Origin of the sequence: Pseudomonas khorasanensis, assembly GCF_014268505.2 — a bacterium.
GTDB lineage: Bacteria > Pseudomonadota > Gammaproteobacteria > Pseudomonadales > Pseudomonadaceae > Aquipseudomonas > Aquipseudomonas khorasanensis.
Map to the genome: position 1 here is coordinate 48368 of NZ_JABWQP020000003.1, position 16433 is coordinate 64800.

The window sequence follows — 16433 nt, forward strand, 5'->3', positions numbered from 1 at the left end:
TTCCTTCAAGCGTTACCGGCGATTCGCGGGCTGCGATCTCGCTTCATTGGTAGTGACCTTACCAGTTGATTCATATATCCATAAATCATATTTATTCATTTGGTTATTCGTTTTAGAGATATGCGTTGCGGCGCTTTTCGGACGAAAAAAAGGCCGTCGAAACGGCCGAAATTCCCCTGCTTGTGTTCTAGCTTGTATTGACCGAACTGACGCCTTCGCGAGCAGGCTCGCTCCCACAGGGGAATGCATTGCAAATGTGGGAGCGAGCCTGCTCGCGAAAGCGGTGGCGGCTATACCGCAGATCTCACTTATTCGGCTGCGGCGTCAGGCGCAGGTACGGCTTCACCGCGCGATAGCCTTTCGGGAAGCGCTGCTTGATCTCGTCCTCATCCTTGAGCGACGGCACGATGACCACCTCGTCACCGTCCTGCCAGTTGGCCGGCGTGGCCACCTTGTAGTTGTCGGTGAGCTGCAGCGAATCGATCACCCGCAGGATCTCGTGGAAATTGCGCCCGGTGCTCGCCGGGTAGGTGATGGTCAGGCGAATCTTTTTGTTCGGATCAATGACGAACAGCGAACGCACCGTCAGGGTGTCGCTGGCGTTCGGGTGAATCAGGTCATAGAGATCCGAGACCTTGCGATCGGCATCAGCCAGGATCGGGAAGTTGACGAGGGTGTTCTGGGTCTCGTTGATGTCTTCAATCCACTTGTGGTGCGAGTCCACCGGGTCGACCGACAGCGCAATGGCCTTGACGCCACGCTGGCTGAATTCATCCTTGAGCTTGGCGGTGAAACCCAGTTCGGTGGTGCACACCGGGGTGAAGTCCGCCGGGTGGGAAAACAGCACGCCCCAGCTATCGCCCAGCCACTCGTGGAAACGAATCTTGCCGGCGCTGGAGTCTTGTTCGAAATCGGGGGCGATGTCGCCGAGTCTGAGGCTCATGATGCTGCTCCTTGAAAAGGGAAGAGAGACACCAACTGTAGCTCGGGATCAGACAGCGTGAAAAAGAATAAATAACGCGATATCTAGATCGTTAGCGAATATTAAATATCTGTTCACTGGACGCTTTCGGGCATCGAGACGAATATCCAACGCAAGGTTCGAGAAGGCCTTGAGTTGCAGCAAAGAGGGAAAATCGGGGAGGGCTTACGGGGGTGAGCCTGACTCGAAACGCAAAAGCCCCGTCCGGCGCGATGCCGGACGGGGCTTTTTTACATCAGGTACCTGAACGCGCGATTACAACAGCGGGATCGAGTAGCTGAGGATCAGGCGGTTTTCGTCCTGGTCGCGTTGACCGGCAATATCGGAGCGCCACGAAGCGTTTTTCCACATGAAGCCGACGTTTTTCAACGGGCCTTCCGGAACAACGTACGCTACGGTCAGATCGCGTTCCCACTCGGAAGCGCCGTTCGAGGTCTGGACGCGACGAGCGTTATAGGTGTCAACGTTATCGCCACGCAGGTACACCATGCCAGCCGTCAGGCCAGGCACGCCAACCTTGGCGAAGTCATAGGAGTAGCGTGCTTGCCAGGTACGTTCACCGGCACGGTTGAACTTCTGGATCTGCATGTCGGTGATGGTGTAGTTCGAAGAACCGTCACCCTGGTTCAACCAAGGGAAGTCGCTGCTGCCGTTGCTCACCTGATAGCCGCCACCAAAAGTGTGACCGGCAACGGTGTACAGGAACAGGCCGCTATACAAGTTGTTGTCGACTTTGCCTTTGCCGTTTGCCGCGTGGCTGTAAGCTCCAGAGCTGAAGTAGGCTGGGTCGTGACCATTTGCGCCGTCGTCGGAACTGTTGAAGTAACGGAAGTCAGACTTCAGCACGCCTGGACCGATGGACCAGTTGTGAACCAGCCCAAGGAAGTGTTGTTTGTAGAACTCTTCCAGGTTGCCGTAGTAGTACTGGGCAGTCAGATCTTTGGTGATCTTGTAGTCACCACCCGCGTAAATGAATTTGTTGCTATCGCGGAAGTTCGGACCGCGAGAGTTGGCACCGCCAATGCTCAGCTGTTCATTGTTGCTGGAGTTACGGCCTTTGACGTGCTCGATCTGACCACCCACCAGAGTCAGGTCCTTGATCTCGCCGGAAGTGATCTGGCCGCCCTGCCAGGTTTGCGGCAGCAGACGACCGTCGTTGGTGACGATGACCGGGTTCTTCGGCTGCAAGGTACCCAGCTTCAATTCAGTCTGGGAGATCTTGGCTTTGGCAGTCAGGCCCAGGCTGGAGAAGTTGTCCACGGCTTTGCCGTTGGACTCGCTTGGGAACACGGTGCCGCCATAGGCGGTGCCACTGTTGCCGTTGGTGCCGCCGCCCGAATCAAGGCGGATACCCAGCAAGCCGATCGCGTCTAGACCGAAACCGACGGTGCCTTGGGTGTAGCCAGAGATGAAGCGCAGATCGAAGCCTTGACCCCACTCTTCGTTCTTGTTGGCACCAGTGCCGTTACGGTTGTCAGTGTTGATGTAGAAGTTGCGCAGACCCAGAGTAGCCTTGCTGTCTTCAATGAAACCGGCGGCGCCTGCCTGCTGCGCCATTACCCCAACGGCCACAGCCAGGGCCAAGGTGGACTTGTTCATGTATCGCTCCTCTCGTTCTAATTCTTGTGTTCCTGGTTCGGGGTCGATTTGCCCTGAATCCTAAGATGCGCGATTAGCGCCAGACCGTGACTGACAAGTCAATCGTAACCTTGTGTGTCTACGACCATGGTCTAATCGCAAGTGATTTGGTCCCTGCAGGGTAAAGATTTCCTGATAAACCCAAAAAGAATTATTTCATTCTTTTTCATACCATTCGGATATATGGCCCACTAATGGCCATCCACGCCGGGAAACAGCGTATCGGCGCCTAAGCTCATTCCTAAATGGTATTTGTTGACCTTTTTTTAGATCGATTAGCTTTGCCGTGCTCCCTACACGTCAAATCCCATCGAAAAGGCGACGCATCATGGCGAAACGCGCACTATCTAGTCAATTTGTTACAGTTTGTGTGTCGGCACTGTTTTCTTTTTCCGCACATGCCGCTGGTCTGACCGTGGGCTATCAAACCGGCATCGACCCCAGCAAAGTCCCTCAGGCTGACGGCGTTTACGAGAAGGCCATCGGCGAGAAAATCGACTGGCGTCGCTTCAACAGCGGCCCGGAAGTAGTGACAGCCATTGCGTCCGGCGACGTCCAGATCGGTAACCTCGGCTCCAGTCCGCTGGCAGCGGCGGCCTCGCGCAATCTGCCGATCGTGGCATTTATCGTTTCGGCACAGATCAATGCCGCTGAAGCACTGGTGGTGCGCAACGGTAGCGGCATCGATACGCCGCAGGACCTGGTCGGCAAAACCATCGCCACGCCGTTCGTATCCACCTCTCATTACAGCCTGCTCGGAGCGCTGAAACACTGGGGGCTGGATACGTCAAAGGTCAAAGTGGTCAATCTGCAACCGGCGGAAATCGCCGCCGCGTGGAAGCGTGGTGACATCGACGGTGCGTTTGTCTGGTCGCCGGCGTTGGGCGAGATTCGCAAGACCGGCAAGACCTTGACCGACGCCGCACAAGTCGGGCAGTGGGGTGCGCCGACATTCGAGGTATGGGTCGCCCGGAAGGATTTCGCCGAGAAACATTCCGAGATCGTGGCGAAATTTGCCAAGGTCACCCTGGACTCGTTCGCTGACTACGCGGCGCACAAGGACAGCTGGACGGCCGATTCAGTGCCTGTACAAAAAATCGCCAAATTGACCGGTGCCAATGCGGCTGATGTACCGGAACTGCTCGCCGGCTCGGCGTTTCCGGATGCCAGGGCGCAGCAAACCTCGGCACTGCTGGATGGCGGCACGGCAAAGGCGATTGGCGAAACGGCGAAATTCTTGAAAGAACAAGGCAAGGTCGAGACGGTGCTACCGGATTACTCGCCGTACGTCAGCGCCAAATTCGTCACCCAGTAAAGCTTCACGAGCAGGCTCGCTCCCACACTGATCGTTCCCACGCTCTGCGTGGGAATGCAGCCCGGGGCGCTCCGCGTCCCATCAAAAGCCGAACGCGGAGCGTCCGTTGAGGCATTCCCACGCGGAGCGTGGGAACGTCACATTGGGCTTTTTCTCAGAGGGTCTTTTCGAAGATTTTCGAGTTGCGCTGGAAGTTGTACAGCGAAGCCCGCGCCGCCGGCAGGCGTTCAACCGAACTCGGTTCGAAGCCGCGCTCGCGGAACCAGTGCGCGGTCCGCGTGGTGAGGACAAACAGCGTCTTCAGACCCTGTGCCCGCGCCCGCGTCTCGATACGCTCAAGCAATTCATCGCCACGACCGCCGTGGCGGTACTCCGGGTTCACTGCCAGGCACGCCAGTTCACCGGCATCCGAATCGGCAATCTGATACAGCGCTGCACAGGCGATGATCATGCCCTCACGCTCAACGACGCTGAACTGCTCGATCTCGCGCTCCAGCACTTCGCGGGAACGGCGCACCAGAATCCCCTGCTCTTCCAGCGGACTGATCAAGTCGAGCAAGCCGCCGACGTCTTCAATCGCTGCCTCGCGCACCAGCTCGAACTGCTCTTGCGCGACCAGCGTACCGCCACCGTCGCGGGTGAACAGTTCGGTCAGCAGCGCACCATCCTCGGCATAACTGACAATATGGCTGCGCGCCACACCGCCACGGCAGGCCTCGGCGGCGGCGTCGAGCAATTCCGCCTGATAGTTGCTGCTGCCCAGACGCTGCAGGTGCGCCGGCACTTGCTGCGGACGCAGTTCGCGGACCAGTTTGCCGTTCTCGTCGATCAGCCCGAGCTCGGCACCGAACAACAGCAATTTGTCGGCGCCAAGATCGATGGCCGCACGGGTTGCAACGTCCTCGCAGGCAAGGTTGAAGATTTCACCGGTCGGCGAGTAACCCAGCGGCGACAACAGCACGATCGAACGCTCGTCGAGCAGGCGATTGATGCCCTTGCGGTCAACCCGGCGCACTTCGCCGGTGTGGTGATAGTCGACACCTTCCAGCACGCCAATCGGCCGTGCCGTTACGAGGTTGCCGCTGGCCACGCGCAGACGCGAGCCTTGCATCGGCGAAGACGCCATGTCCATCGACAGGCGCGCTTCGATGGCGATGCGCAACTGGCCAACCGCATCGATAACGCATTCCAGCGTCGAGGCATCGGTGATGCGCATGCCGTGGTGGTAATGCGGGGTCAGGCCGCGGGCGGCAAGGCGGGTTTCGATTTGCGGGCGCGAACCGTGCACCAGCACCAGACGCACGCCCAGGCTGTGCAGCAAAACCAGGTCGTGAACGATGTTGCCGAAATTCGGATGCTCGACACCGTCGCCGGGCAGCATGACGACGAAGGTGCAATCGCGGTGGGCATTGATGTAAGGAGACGCGTGGCGAAGCCAATTGACGTATTCGGGCATGAACCTGGGCCTGTAATAAAGAGCAGCCAAAAAAGGGGCGAAACGAAAAACGCACAGCGGGCTGATGGTTATCGTCGGAACAGGCTTGGCGACACGCGCGCTCTCCTCATGAATACGGGTTGGATTCTCACTGATTTAACTGTGCCCTGTAGGAGCGGCGTTCACCTCTTCAGGCAGTAATGTTCAATCAACTGCCGAAGTAGATGCACGGTAGGCTGCAAACGTGACATTTCAAGGTACTCGCCCGGCTGGTGCGCACAAGCGATGTCACCGGGGCCGAGCACAATGGTTTCGCAGCCGAGGCGCTGAAGATAAGGCGCTTCAGTGCCGAACGCTACTGCTTCGGCGCGGTGGCCAGTGAGTTTTTCCGCGATGCGCACCAGTTCGGCGTCTTCGGACTGCTCGAATGGCGGCACTTCCGGGAACAACGGCTGGTAGTCGATTTTCACGCTGTGCCGTTCTGCCACCGGGGCAAGTTTGCGCAGGATTTCCGCCCGCAGCACTTGCGGATCCATCCCCGGCAACGGCCTCAGGTCGAACTCCAGCGAACATTGCCCGCAAATACGGTTCGGGTTATCGCCGCCGTGGATGCAGCCGAAATTCATCGTCGGTTGCGGCACGCTGAACTGGGGATTGCGGTGCTCGCGCTGCCATAACAGACGCAGGCCGCGCAGTTCGCCGATGGCATCGTGCATGGCTTCGAGGGCGCTGTGGCCCAGGCGCGGATCCGACGAATGACCGCTCTGCCCGAGGATGTCGATGCGCTCCATCATGATGCCTTTGTGCATGCGGATCGGCTTGAGCCCGGTCGGTTCGCCAATCACCGCCGCGCGGCCCAGCGGCTGCCCGGCCTCGGCCAGCGCGCGGGCGCCGGACATTGAACTTTCTTCATCGCACGTGGCAAGGATCAGCAGCGGTTGCCTGAACGGCTGATCCAGCAGCGGTTGCACAGCTTCGATGACCAGTGCGAAGAACCCCTTCATGTCGCAACTGCCCAGGCCCACCCAGCGGCCATCGACTTCAGTGAGCTTCAGCGGATCGGTCTGCCACAAGGCATCGTCGTACGGCACCGTGTCGCTGTGCCCCGCCAGCACCAGCCCGCCGGGACCGCTGCCGAAACTGGCGAGCAGGTTGAATTTGCCGGGGCTCACTGGCTGAATATCGCAACTGAACCCCAAGTCGCCCAGCCAGCCCGCCAACAGGTCGATGACAGCGCGGTTGGACTGGTCGAGGCTCGGCTGGGTACAGCTGACCGATGGCGCAGCAATCAGCGCAGCGAACTGGTCTTGCATGGACGGCAAAGGCATCGCTGACTCCAACTCCCGAATTAAGCCCCATCATAGAACCATCCGGCGCGCGGAATAAACCGTCGCAGGGCGTAGGAAGTTTGAGTCCTGTACACTGCACGGCCTTGGCAGCCACACCTTCCCCCGGCTGCGCTCCCGATCCTGGATTTTCCGGCCATGCAGAAAGAAACCGAAATCAAACTCCGCGTCAGCCGCGAAACCCTCGCCGCGCTGCGCGAGCACCCGCTTCTGAAAAAACGCAACAAAAATGGCTGGGAACGCCGTGAGTTGATGAACCAGTACTTCGACACCCCCGAGCGCGACCTGGCCCAGGCCAAAGTCGCCCTGCGCCTGCGCAAGGACGGTGACGAAGTGATCCAGACCCTCAAGACCCGTGGCCAAAGCATTGCCGGCCTGTCCGAGCGTAACGAGTACGACTGGAAATTGCCCAAAGCCAAGCTTGACGTGAAGAAACTCGACGGCGAATGCTGGCCCGAGTCGCTGGTCGATCTGGACAAGAAAACCCTGAAGCCGATCTTCACCACCGATTTTGTCCGCGAACGCGCGGAAATCGCCTGGGGCCGTGGCAAGAGCAAAGTGGTGATCGAAGCCGCCCTGGACCTCGGTCATGTCGTGGTCGGCAAGCGGAAAGAAGAAATCTGCGAGCTGGAGCTCGAACTGCGCGAAGGCGAGCCTGCCGCGCTGCTGGAACTGGCCGCCGAACTGGCTGCCACCCTGGCATTGATGCCGTGCGACATCAGCAAGGCCGAGCGCGGCTACCGTCTGTACGACGCCAACAGCTACTCGCTGAGCCTGCCGGCGCCGCAACTGACCCCGGAAACCCGACTCGACGACGCCTTTGCCGCGCTCAGTTGGCATTTGCTCGGCAGCAGCCAGCGTCTGGCCGAACAGTATCGCTTCAACGGCCACTGGCGCCTGTTGCTGGACTGGGTCGAAAACCTCGCCGAACTGCGCGCCCTGCTCAGCAGCCTCGGCCAGGCCGCGCCGCGCCAGTCGACCCACGATTTGCGCGTGGCCCTGGATGCCTTGCTGGAAGACTGGCGTCCGCTGGTCCAGGCCGGAATTGAAGATGAAGACGTGCGCAAAGCCGCGCCGGAGCAGTTTCTTGAGGAGCTGGAAGATCCGCGTTGGGGCCTGTTCTCGCTGAGCACTTCGCGCTGGCTGCTGGCCCGCGCCTGGACCGCCGACCGCAACGTGCGCGGTAACCGCCAGGGTGACGCCCAACTGCACAGCTGGTTGCCACGCCTGTTGGGCGAAGAAGCCACGGCCCTGCAGCTGCAGCGCTACCAGCAGCAGCCGGAAGACCTCGCCGAACAACTGCCGCGCATCGAGCGCATCCAGGTCTGGCTGCACCACGCGCGCAACGTGCTGGATATCCCGGAAATGGATCGCCTGTACGGTGAGCTGAACAAACTGGCGCAACTGGCCAACGAGCCGACCATCACTGACGAACTGCTCGATGCGCGCAAGCAGCAGGCGATTGCGGTTTATCAGAATCGCGCCTGGAAAATGCTCCTGCGCAGCTGACAACGCTTTCGCGAGCAGGCTCGCTCCCACACTTGGAATGCAGTCCCTGTGGGAGCGAGCCTGCTCGCGAAGAGGACATCACAGACGCCCGGACATTCCGACCGGCAAGCTGGTGGTGGACTTGATTTCCGACAGCGCCACAATCGAATTCACTTCCTGTATCCCCGGCACCAGCGACAGCTTCTCGAAGAAGAAACGCTCGTACGCCTCGATGTCCGCCGCGACAATGCGCAACAGAAAATCCACCGCTCCCATCAGCACGTAGCACTCCAGCACTTCCGGAAAACCCCGAATTGCCTCGGTGAACTCAGTGAAGTTCGAGCGCCCGTGGGCATTGAGTTTGATCTCGGCAAAAATCTGCGTGTTCAGGCCGATCTTTTTGCGATCAAGCAATGTCACCTGCCCGCGAATGATCCCCTCCTCCTTCATCCGTTGTATGCGCCGCCAGCACGGGGATTGCGACAGCCCCACCTGCTCGGCAATCTGGGCGCTGGAAAGCGAGGCGTCCTCTTGTAGCAGGGCAAGAATCCTGCGGTCGTAGCTGTCCAGTTCACCGTGCATACAAAAACCTCGATATCGCCGTTTCGCGAATTGAATCATTCAATCAATCGCCCATATTGCCGATCATAGCCAAGAAATACCCCGAATCGAATGTAAAAATACCTCCAGAAAACTTGGAGACTTGCCATGCCGTACCTTGAAGCCGTGAACAGCGCACCTGCCCGCGCCGATGTCTGGAACGTCAGCAACACTCATTGTCTGGCGCAGTACCAGATCGTTGCCGAGGCGGAGCCGGACCTGCTGGTGCGGGTGCTCAACCTGTTTGCGCTGCAATGCCTGACGCCGCAGCAGATGAATGTGCAGCGACTGGACGATCTGCTATCGGTCGATCTGGTCATGGGCGGGCTCAGCTGGCATCGCGCCCAAGTGATCGCGGAAAAACTTCGTAACCTGATCAGTGTGTGTTCGGTGGATCTGCGAAACGCCGACACCACCTGGGACATGCCAGCCCAGGCCGCCGGCTGAAAAATCCGGCAACGGCTTCGTCGGGTAGTGGCCCAACGGTCAGCGGGGCCGCGTCTATCCTTTTGCGCACTGTCGCAAAAAAGGAAGCCCGCATGTCCGTTCAACACGCCACTCAGGACCGCTGGCTGGACCTCAACGATGTCTTGCGTGAATTGGTCGCTCAAGGTTTTATTGGCCAGGACTCGGCAGAGCAGGCGCTCAACGCCCGTCGTCGTCACGCCGCCCATGGCCAGATGCATCCGCTGGAGTTCATCGCCAGCCAGCAACTGGACGACCTCAGCCGCCCCGGCAAACACCTGGACCTGGAAAGCCTGACCCTGTGGCTGGCGCAACAAGCCGGCCAGCCGTACTTGCGCATCGATCCGCTGAAGATCAACGTCGCGGCGATCACACCGCTGATGTCTTACGCCTTCGCCCAGCGGCACAAGATTCTCGCCGTCGCCGTGGATCGCGATTCGGTGACCGTGGCCAGCGCCCAGCCCTATGTCACCGGTTGGGAGGCCGATCTCACCCACGTTCTGAAACTGCCGATCAAACGGGTCGTGGCCAATCCGGTGGATGTCCAGCGCTTCAGCGTCGAGTTCTTTCGTCTGGCCAAGTCGGTCAGCGGCGCCAGCAATGCCGACGCTCAGGGCGGTAACCTCGGCAACTTCGAACAGTTGCTCAACCTCGGCGCCAGCGATCAGGAGCCGGACGCCAACGACGCGCACATCGTCAACATCGTCGACTGGCTGTTCCAGTACGCCTTCCAGCAACGCGCCAGCGATATCCACATCGAACCACGCCGCGAGCACGGCACCGTGCGTTTTCGCATCGACGGCGTGCTTCACAACGTCTATCAATTCCCGCCGCAGGTAACCATGGCGATCGTCAGTCGCCTGAAAAGCCTCGGGCGTATGAACGTCGCGGAAAAACGCAAACCCCAGGACGGCCGGGTCAAGACCAAGACCCCGGATGGCGGCGAAGTGGAGCTGCGCCTGTCGACCTTGCCGACAGCGTTCGGCGAAAAAATGGTCATGCGTATTTTCGACCCGGAAGTGCTGCTGAAGAATTTTGACCAATTGGGCTTCAGCGCCGACGACCTGCGCCGCTGGCAGGACATGACCCGCCAGCCCAACGGCATCATTCTGGTCACCGGGCCGACCGGTTCGGGCAAGACCACCACCCTGTACACCACGCTGAAAAAACTGGCGACGCCGGAGGTCAACCTTTGCACCATCGAAGACCCGATCGAAATGGTCGAACCGGCCTTCAACCAGATGCAGGTGCAGCACAATATCGAGCTGACCTTTGCCGCCGGGGTGCGCGCGCTGATGCGACAGGATCCGGACATCATCATGATCGGCGAGATCCGCGATCTCGAAACCGCCGAAATGGCGATTCAGGCCGCACTCACCGGGCATTTGGTGTTGTCGACGCTGCACACCAACGATGCGCCCAGCGCCATCAGTCGTTTGCTTGAACTCGGCGTTCCGCACTACCTGATCAAGGCCACAGTGCTCGGGGTCATGGCCCAGCGCCTGGTGCGCACCCTATGCCCGCATTGCAAGGCGCCATTGACCCTTGAGGATGAAGACTGGCAAACCCTGACCCGGCCGTGGCAGGCGCCACTGCCGGGCAATGCCCAACGCGCCATCGGTTGCCTGGAATGCCGCGATACCGGTTATCGCGGCCGCGCCGGCGTTTACGAAATCATGCAACTGAGCGACGGCCTCAAGGCGCTGATCACCCCGGACACCGACCTCACTGCAATTCGACGTCAGGCGTTCAAGGAAGGCATGCGCAGCCTGCGCCTGTCCGGCGCGCAGAAAGTCGCGGCGGGGCTGACCACGGTGGAAGAAGTGCTGCGGGTGACACCGCAAAGTGAGTTGAAATAAGTCAGCACGGAACTGGATCGGGGGATCGGCAATCCAACGCCGTAGTTAATCCCCCAGGAGTCACCTCATCATGCGTCTCAAACTTGCTGTTGCTACCTTGGCCCTGCTGTCGCTTCCCGTTGGTTCGGCCATGGCGGACAGCTTTTGGCGTAACGTCATTTCCTCCGGCGCCACCACTGGCTCGACCTACCTGACCTTCAAGGATCACAAGCTGATCGTCGCCGCCCAGGACGATGCCGGCAGCTTCGTCGCCAGTGACGGCGGCATCCGTGGCCCGTATCTGGAAGCAGCAATGCAGAAAGTCCGCGCCGACAACCCGGGCCTGCAGGCTACGGACATGGAACTGGCGAACGCGATTCTGGCGAAAAACGCCGTGGCGTCCGAATAAACCGGTCGCAAACAAAAATGCCGCTCGATTGAGCGGCATTTTTTTTGCCTGCAGTAAGCCGGGTTACCTGAGAGCCCTGTGGGAGCGAGCCTGCTCGCGAAGGCTTTATGGCAGTAAACATGACATTGCCTGCACCACCGCTTTCGCGAGCAGGCTCGCTCCCACTATGAAAATCATCGACCACAAAAAAGCCCCGACGAATCGGGGCTTGGATATGGCTCGAGGCTTACTCGCCGATGGCAGTCTTGTACGCCGCCGCGTCGAGCAGCTTGTCCAGCTCGGCCTTGTCGCTTGGCTTGAGCTTGAAGATCCAGGCGCCGTAAGGGTCGGAGTTCAGCAGTTCGGGCGAGCCGCCCAGTTCTTCGTTGATCGCGATGACTTCACCGCTGACCGGAGCGTAGATGTCGGACGCGGCTTTCACCGACTCGACAACGCCGGATTGGTCACGGGCCGCAAACACCTTGCCCACTTCAGTCAGCTCGACGAACACCACATCGCCCAGCGCTTCCTGTGCGTGATCGCTGATGCCCACGGTGACGGTGCCGTCGGCTTCCACACGCGCCCACTCATGACTTTCGGCAAAACGCAGTTCGGCAGGGATATTGCTCATCTTCAGTGTCCTCGGGAAAGGGTCAGCGGTCGGCCCGCCGGAAATAGGTTAGATCAAAGTTTTGCCATGGCGCACGAAGGTCGGTTTGACCACGCGTACCGGGTACCACTTGCCACGGATTTCCACTTCGGCGCGGTCGGCGGTTGCCATCGGAACACGCGCCAGGGCAATCGACTTGCTCAGCGTAGGTGAGAAACTACCACTGGTGATCTCCCCTTCGCCAACATCGGCGATGCGAACCACCTGATGGGCGCGCAAAACCCCGCGCTCCTCCAGCACCAGACCGACCAGTTTGTGCGCAACCCCGGCGGCTTTTTCCGCCTCCAGCGCCGCGCGACCGATGAACTGACGCGAGGCCGGTTCCCAGGCAATGCTCCAGGCCATGTTCGAGGCGAGCGGCGAAACGTCCTGGTGAATGTCCTGACCGTAGAGGTTCATACCGGCCTCGACTCGCAACGTATCGCGGGCACCGAGGCCAATCGGGGAAATGCCGGCGCCGACCAGATCGTTGAAAAAACCGGGGGCCTGGCTGGCAGGTAGAACAATTTCCAGACCATCTTCACCGGTGTAGCCGGTGCGGGCAATGAACCAGTCGCCGTCGATCGCGCCTTCAAAAGGTTTGAGCTGCTGGATCAACGTGGCGCGGGACTGGGTCACCAGTTCGGCAATCCTGTGCCGGGCCTGCGGGCCTTGAATGGCGAGCATCGCCAGCTCGGAGCGTTCATGCAGTTGTACGTCGAAGCTGCCGAGTTGCGCCTGCATCCAGGCCAGATCCTGATCGCGGGTGGAAGCGTTGAAGACGAGACGATAACCGTCTTCGAGACGATAGACGATCATGTCGTCGACGATGCCGCCGCGCTCGTTGAGCATGGTGCTGTACAGCGCGCGGCCGGGGCGTTGCAGGCGTTCGACGTCATTGGTCAGCAAATGCTGAAGCCAGGCCTTGGCCTGGTTGCCGGCGACATCGATCACGGTCATATGGGACACATCGAACACCCCGCAATCGCGGCGCACTTCGTGATGCTCCTCGACCTGCGAGCCGTAATGCAGCGGCATGTCCCAACCGCCAAAATCGACCATCTTCGCGCCGAGCGCGAGGTGCAGGTCATACAGAGGCGTACGCTGTCCCATGGGTTTCTCCTTCCGGGCGTGGCGAAGGTGCGGACCGCCGCTATACGGGTGAAAGTCTTGATGAATAAGGCTTTCAGCCGATTCCAGCGAGCGGGTCTGTCAGACGGACCGCACCGAATGCCGCGCATTGTAGCCGCATGATGTAGGACTGACGACTAAGTGTTTCGGTGCGCTGAACGTCGGATCAGGCCGATGACCGGCAACAGGCCAACCAGCACCAGGGTCAGCGCCGGCAATGATGCCCTCGCCCACTCGCCTTCGCTGGTCATTTCGAAGATGCGCACCGCCAGCGTGTCCCAGCCAAACGGGCGCATCAGCAGGGTCGCGGGCATTTCCTTGAGCACATCGACGAACACCAGCAACGCGGCGCTGAGCGTGCCGGGCAGCAAGAGCGGCAGATACACTTTGAAAAACAGTCGCGGCCCACTGACACCCAGGCTACGTGCTGCTTCGGGCAAAGACGGCCGTATACGCGCCAGGCTGCTTTCCAGCGGCCCGTAAGCGACGGCGATAAAGCGCACCAGATAAGCCGTCAGCAATGCTGCGAGGCTGCCGAGCAGCAACGGCTTGCCGGCACCACCGAGCCAACCGGACAGCGGAATCACCCATTCCCGATCCAGATAACTGAACGCCAGCATGATCGACACCGCCAGCACTGACCCCGGCAAGGCGTAGCCGAGATTGGCCAGACCGACGCCGGAATTGATTGCCTGCGTTGGCGCCAAGCGGCGAGCGAAAGCCAGCAGCAACGCGACGCTGACCGTGATCAGCGCCGCCATGGCGCCCAGATACAAGGTGTGCAGGATCAGCCCGGCGTAACGTTCGTCCAGATCGAAACGCCCGCGTTGCCAGAACCACACGATCAGTTGCAGCACTGGAATGACGAAGGCGCAGGCGAAGACCAGCCCGCACCAGCTCATCGCCGCGAATGCCTTGAGCCCGCGCAGGTGATACAGCGCTTTTACCCTGGGCCGCTCGTTACTCGCCCGGTTCGCACCGCGGGCGCGACGCTCGCCGTAGAGCACCAGCATCACCACCAGCAGCAACAGGCTGGCCAACTGCGCCGCGCTCGACAGGCTGAAGAAGCCATACCAGGTCTTGTAGATAGCGGTGGTGAAAGTGTCGAAGTTGAACACCGACACCGCGCCGAAATCCGCCAGGGTTTCCATCAACGCCAGCGCCACGCCGGCACCAATCGCCGGGCGCGCCATCGGCAGGGCTACCCGCCAGAACGCTTGCCACGGCGACTGCCCGAGCACACGCGCCGCTTCCATCAGACCTTTGCCCTGGGCGAGAAACGCGGTGCGCGCGAGCAGGTAAACGTAGGGGTAGAAAACCAGCACCAGCACCACAATCACCCCGCCGGTGGAGCGCACACGCGGCAGGCGCAGGCCGTTGCCAAACCATTCACGCAGGAGGGTCTGCACGGGGCCGGCGAAATCGAGCAGGCCGACGAACACAAAGGCGAGCACGTACGCAGGAATGGCAAAGGGCAGCATCAGCGCCCAGTCGAGCCAGCGCCGACCGGGGAATTCGCAGAGGCTGGTGAGCCAGGCCAGGCTGACGCCGAGCAAGGTCACACCGACACCGACGCCAAGTATCAGCGTCAGGGTATTGCCCAGCAGGCGCGGCATCTGGGTTTCCCACAGGTGCGCCCAGATTTGTTGATCGATGGTTTGCCAGGACAGCAGCAGAACACTCAGCGGCAACAGCACCAGCGCGGCGATGGCGAAGACGATGGGGTACCAGCGGCGTTGGGCGGGGTGGGCCACTTTTGAATCTCTGGAGGATTGGCGTGTTCTTGGATTGCGTATTCCAGGTTGAGATTGCTGCCCTCACCCTGGCCCTCTCCCGGAGGGAGAGGGGACTGACCGCGCAGTTTATGGCAATTACGCGGAACTGGAATATCGAGTCGAACTCAGGATTTCAAAACACCCTGCATCTGCTCCCTCTCCTAGAGGGAGAGGGTGCTGACCGTGTAGCTCTTGCGAGCTACACCGACCTGCAATATCGAGCCGAACTCAGGTTTTGAAAGCCTTACAAATCTGCTCCCTTTCCCCCTCTCCCTTGGGGAGAGGGCTGGGGTGAGGGGCCGGATCCTGAAGCAGACACAGCAATCAAAAAAGATTCAGTTCCAGCCCGCCCGATCCATCATCCGGATCGCTTCGGCCTGACGCTTGCCAGCCACTTCCACCGGCAGGGTGTCAGCGATGAACTTGCCCCACGCTGCCACTTCTTCCGAAGGTGCCACCGCCGGGTTGGCCGGGAACTCCTGGTTCACGTCGGCAAAAATCTGCTGCGCCTCAGGCGTGGTCATCCACTCGACCAGTGCCTTGGCCGCTTCCGGGTGCGGCGCATGCTTGGTCAGGCCGATGCCCGAAAGGTTAACGTGCACGCCGCGGTCAGCCTGGTTCGGCCAGAACAGTTTCACCGGCAGGTCCGGCTTCTGCTTGTGCAGGCGGCCGTAGTAGTAGGTGTTGACGATGCCAACGTCGCATTGACCGGCGTTGATCGCTTCGAGCACCGCAACGTCATCGGAAAAGACGTCGGTGGACAGGTTATTGACCCAGCCCTTGAGGATTTTCTCGGTCTTCTCGGCGCCATGGACTTCGATCATGGTCGCGGTCAGCGACTGGTTGTAGACCTTCTTCGCCGTGCGCAGGCACAGGCGCCCTTCCCAGTTCTTGTCGGCCAGTGCTTCGTAGGTGGTCAGCTCGCCCGGCTTCACTCGCTGAGTGGAATAGGCGATCGTCCGCGCGCGCAGGCTCAGACCGGTCCAGGCATGGGTGGACGAGCGATATTGCGCAGGTATGTTGGTGTCGATGGTTTTCGAGGTGAACGGCTGGAGGATGCCCATCTGCTCGGCTTGCCAGAGGTTGCCGGCATCGACCGTGAGCAACAGGTCGGCGGTGGCGTTTTCACCTTCGGCCTTGATGCGCTGCATCAGCGGCGCTTCCTTGTCGGTGATGAACTTGATCTTCACCCCGGTCTTGGCGGTGTAGGCATCGAATACCGGTTTGATCAGTTCATCGATGCGCGACGAGTAAACCACCACCTCATCGGCAGCCTGGACAGTGGTGCTGCCGATCAGGGTCAAGGCCAGTGCAGTCAGAAGACGCTTGGGTGCCAACATGGGAGCGGTCTCTCGGTCGGGAAATGTGGGCCAAATGATAAGG

At 60.2% G+C, this 16433-nt stretch carries 14 protein-coding genes; 5 read left to right on the forward strand and 9 right to left on the reverse strand.

What is annotated here, in order from left to right:
• Positions 1-304: 304 nt before the first annotated feature.
• Together HU727_RS09550 and HU727_RS09555 are read right to left on the reverse strand one after the other, a co-directional pair.
• Complete coding sequence (locus tag HU727_RS09550; protein ID WP_186530813.1) at positions 305-943, reverse strand: peroxiredoxin; 639 nt, start codon at positions 941-943, stop codon at positions 305-307.
• Positions 944-1237: 294 nt separating this feature from the next.
• On the reverse strand, positions 1238-2581 hold the full coding sequence (locus HU727_RS09555; RefSeq protein WP_186530815.1) for an OprD family porin: 1344 nt from the start codon (positions 2579-2581) through the stop codon (positions 1238-1240).
• A gap of 364 nt (positions 2582-2945) precedes the next feature.
• Here HU727_RS09555 and tauA point away from each other — a divergent pair, with 364 nt between their 5' ends.
• Positions 2946-3935 (forward strand): taurine ABC transporter substrate-binding protein, encoded by a 990-nt coding sequence (gene tauA / locus HU727_RS09560; protein ID WP_186531490.1) that lies wholly within the window; start codon positions 2946-2948, stop codon positions 3933-3935.
• 154 nt (positions 3936-4089) lie between these two features.
• Here tauA and argA read toward each other — a convergent pair whose 3' ends face one another.
• Both argA and argE read right to left on the reverse strand, forming a co-directional pair.
• Entirely contained in the window at positions 4090-5391 is a 1302-nt protein-coding gene (argA, locus tag HU727_RS09565) for an amino-acid N-acetyltransferase (protein WP_186530817.1), read from the reverse strand.
• Between the two features lie 161 nt (positions 5392-5552).
• Positions 5553-6698, reverse strand: coding sequence for an acetylornithine deacetylase (gene argE / locus HU727_RS09570; RefSeq protein WP_186530819.1), 1146 nt, complete (start codon positions 6696-6698; stop codon positions 5553-5555).
• A 156-nt stretch (positions 6699-6854) separates the two neighbouring features.
• Here argE and HU727_RS09575 point away from each other — a divergent pair, with 156 nt between their 5' ends.
• Positions 6855-8225, forward strand: coding sequence for a CYTH domain-containing protein (locus HU727_RS09575; protein ID WP_186530821.1), 1371 nt, complete (start codon positions 6855-6857; stop codon positions 8223-8225).
• Positions 8226-8303: 78 nt separating this feature from the next.
• Here the strand turns inward: HU727_RS09575 and HU727_RS09580 are convergent, their stop codons facing one another.
• Positions 8304-8786: an Lrp/AsnC family transcriptional regulator gene (locus HU727_RS09580; RefSeq protein ID WP_186530823.1), complete on the reverse strand. Its 483-nt coding sequence runs from the start codon at positions 8784-8786 to the stop codon at positions 8304-8306.
• 126 nt (positions 8787-8912) lie between these two features.
• Here HU727_RS09580 and HU727_RS09585 point away from each other — a divergent pair, with 126 nt between their 5' ends.
• From HU727_RS09585 to HU727_RS09595, 3 genes are all read left to right on the forward strand, one after another.
• Positions 8913-9251: an ACT-like domain-containing protein gene (locus HU727_RS09585; protein WP_186530825.1), complete on the forward strand. Its 339-nt coding sequence runs from the start codon at positions 8913-8915 to the stop codon at positions 9249-9251.
• 92 nt (positions 9252-9343) lie between these two features.
• Complete coding sequence (gene tfpB, locus HU727_RS09590) at positions 9344-11128, forward strand: type IV pilus assembly ATPase TfpB (RefSeq protein ID WP_186530827.1); 1785 nt, start codon at positions 9344-9346, stop codon at positions 11126-11128.
• Between the two features lie 67 nt (positions 11129-11195).
• On the forward strand, positions 11196-11516 hold the full coding sequence (locus tag HU727_RS09595; protein ID WP_169843014.1) for a DUF2388 domain-containing protein: 321 nt from the start codon (positions 11196-11198) through the stop codon (positions 11514-11516).
• Positions 11517-11742: 226 nt separating this feature from the next.
• Here the strand turns inward: HU727_RS09595 and gcvH are convergent, their stop codons facing one another.
• The 4 genes from gcvH to HU727_RS09615 all read right to left on the reverse strand — a co-directional run bounded on the left by gcvH (position 11743) and on the right by HU727_RS09615 (position 16390).
• Entirely contained in the window at positions 11743-12126 is a 384-nt protein-coding gene (gene gcvH, locus HU727_RS09600) for a glycine cleavage system protein GcvH (RefSeq protein WP_186530828.1), read from the reverse strand.
• A 48-nt stretch (positions 12127-12174) separates the two neighbouring features.
• Positions 12175-13257, reverse strand: a complete 1083-nt coding sequence (gene gcvT / locus HU727_RS09605; protein WP_186530830.1) for a glycine cleavage system aminomethyltransferase GcvT — start codon at positions 13255-13257, stop codon at positions 12175-12177.
• 155 nt (positions 13258-13412) lie between these two features.
• Positions 13413-15029: an ABC transporter permease gene (locus tag HU727_RS09610; protein WP_186530832.1), complete on the reverse strand. Its 1617-nt coding sequence runs from the start codon at positions 15027-15029 to the stop codon at positions 13413-13415.
• A 356-nt stretch (positions 15030-15385) separates the two neighbouring features.
• Positions 15386-16390, reverse strand: coding sequence for an extracellular solute-binding protein (locus tag HU727_RS09615; RefSeq protein WP_186530834.1), 1005 nt, complete (start codon positions 16388-16390; stop codon positions 15386-15388).
• Between the last annotated feature and the right edge of the window lie 43 nt (positions 16391-16433).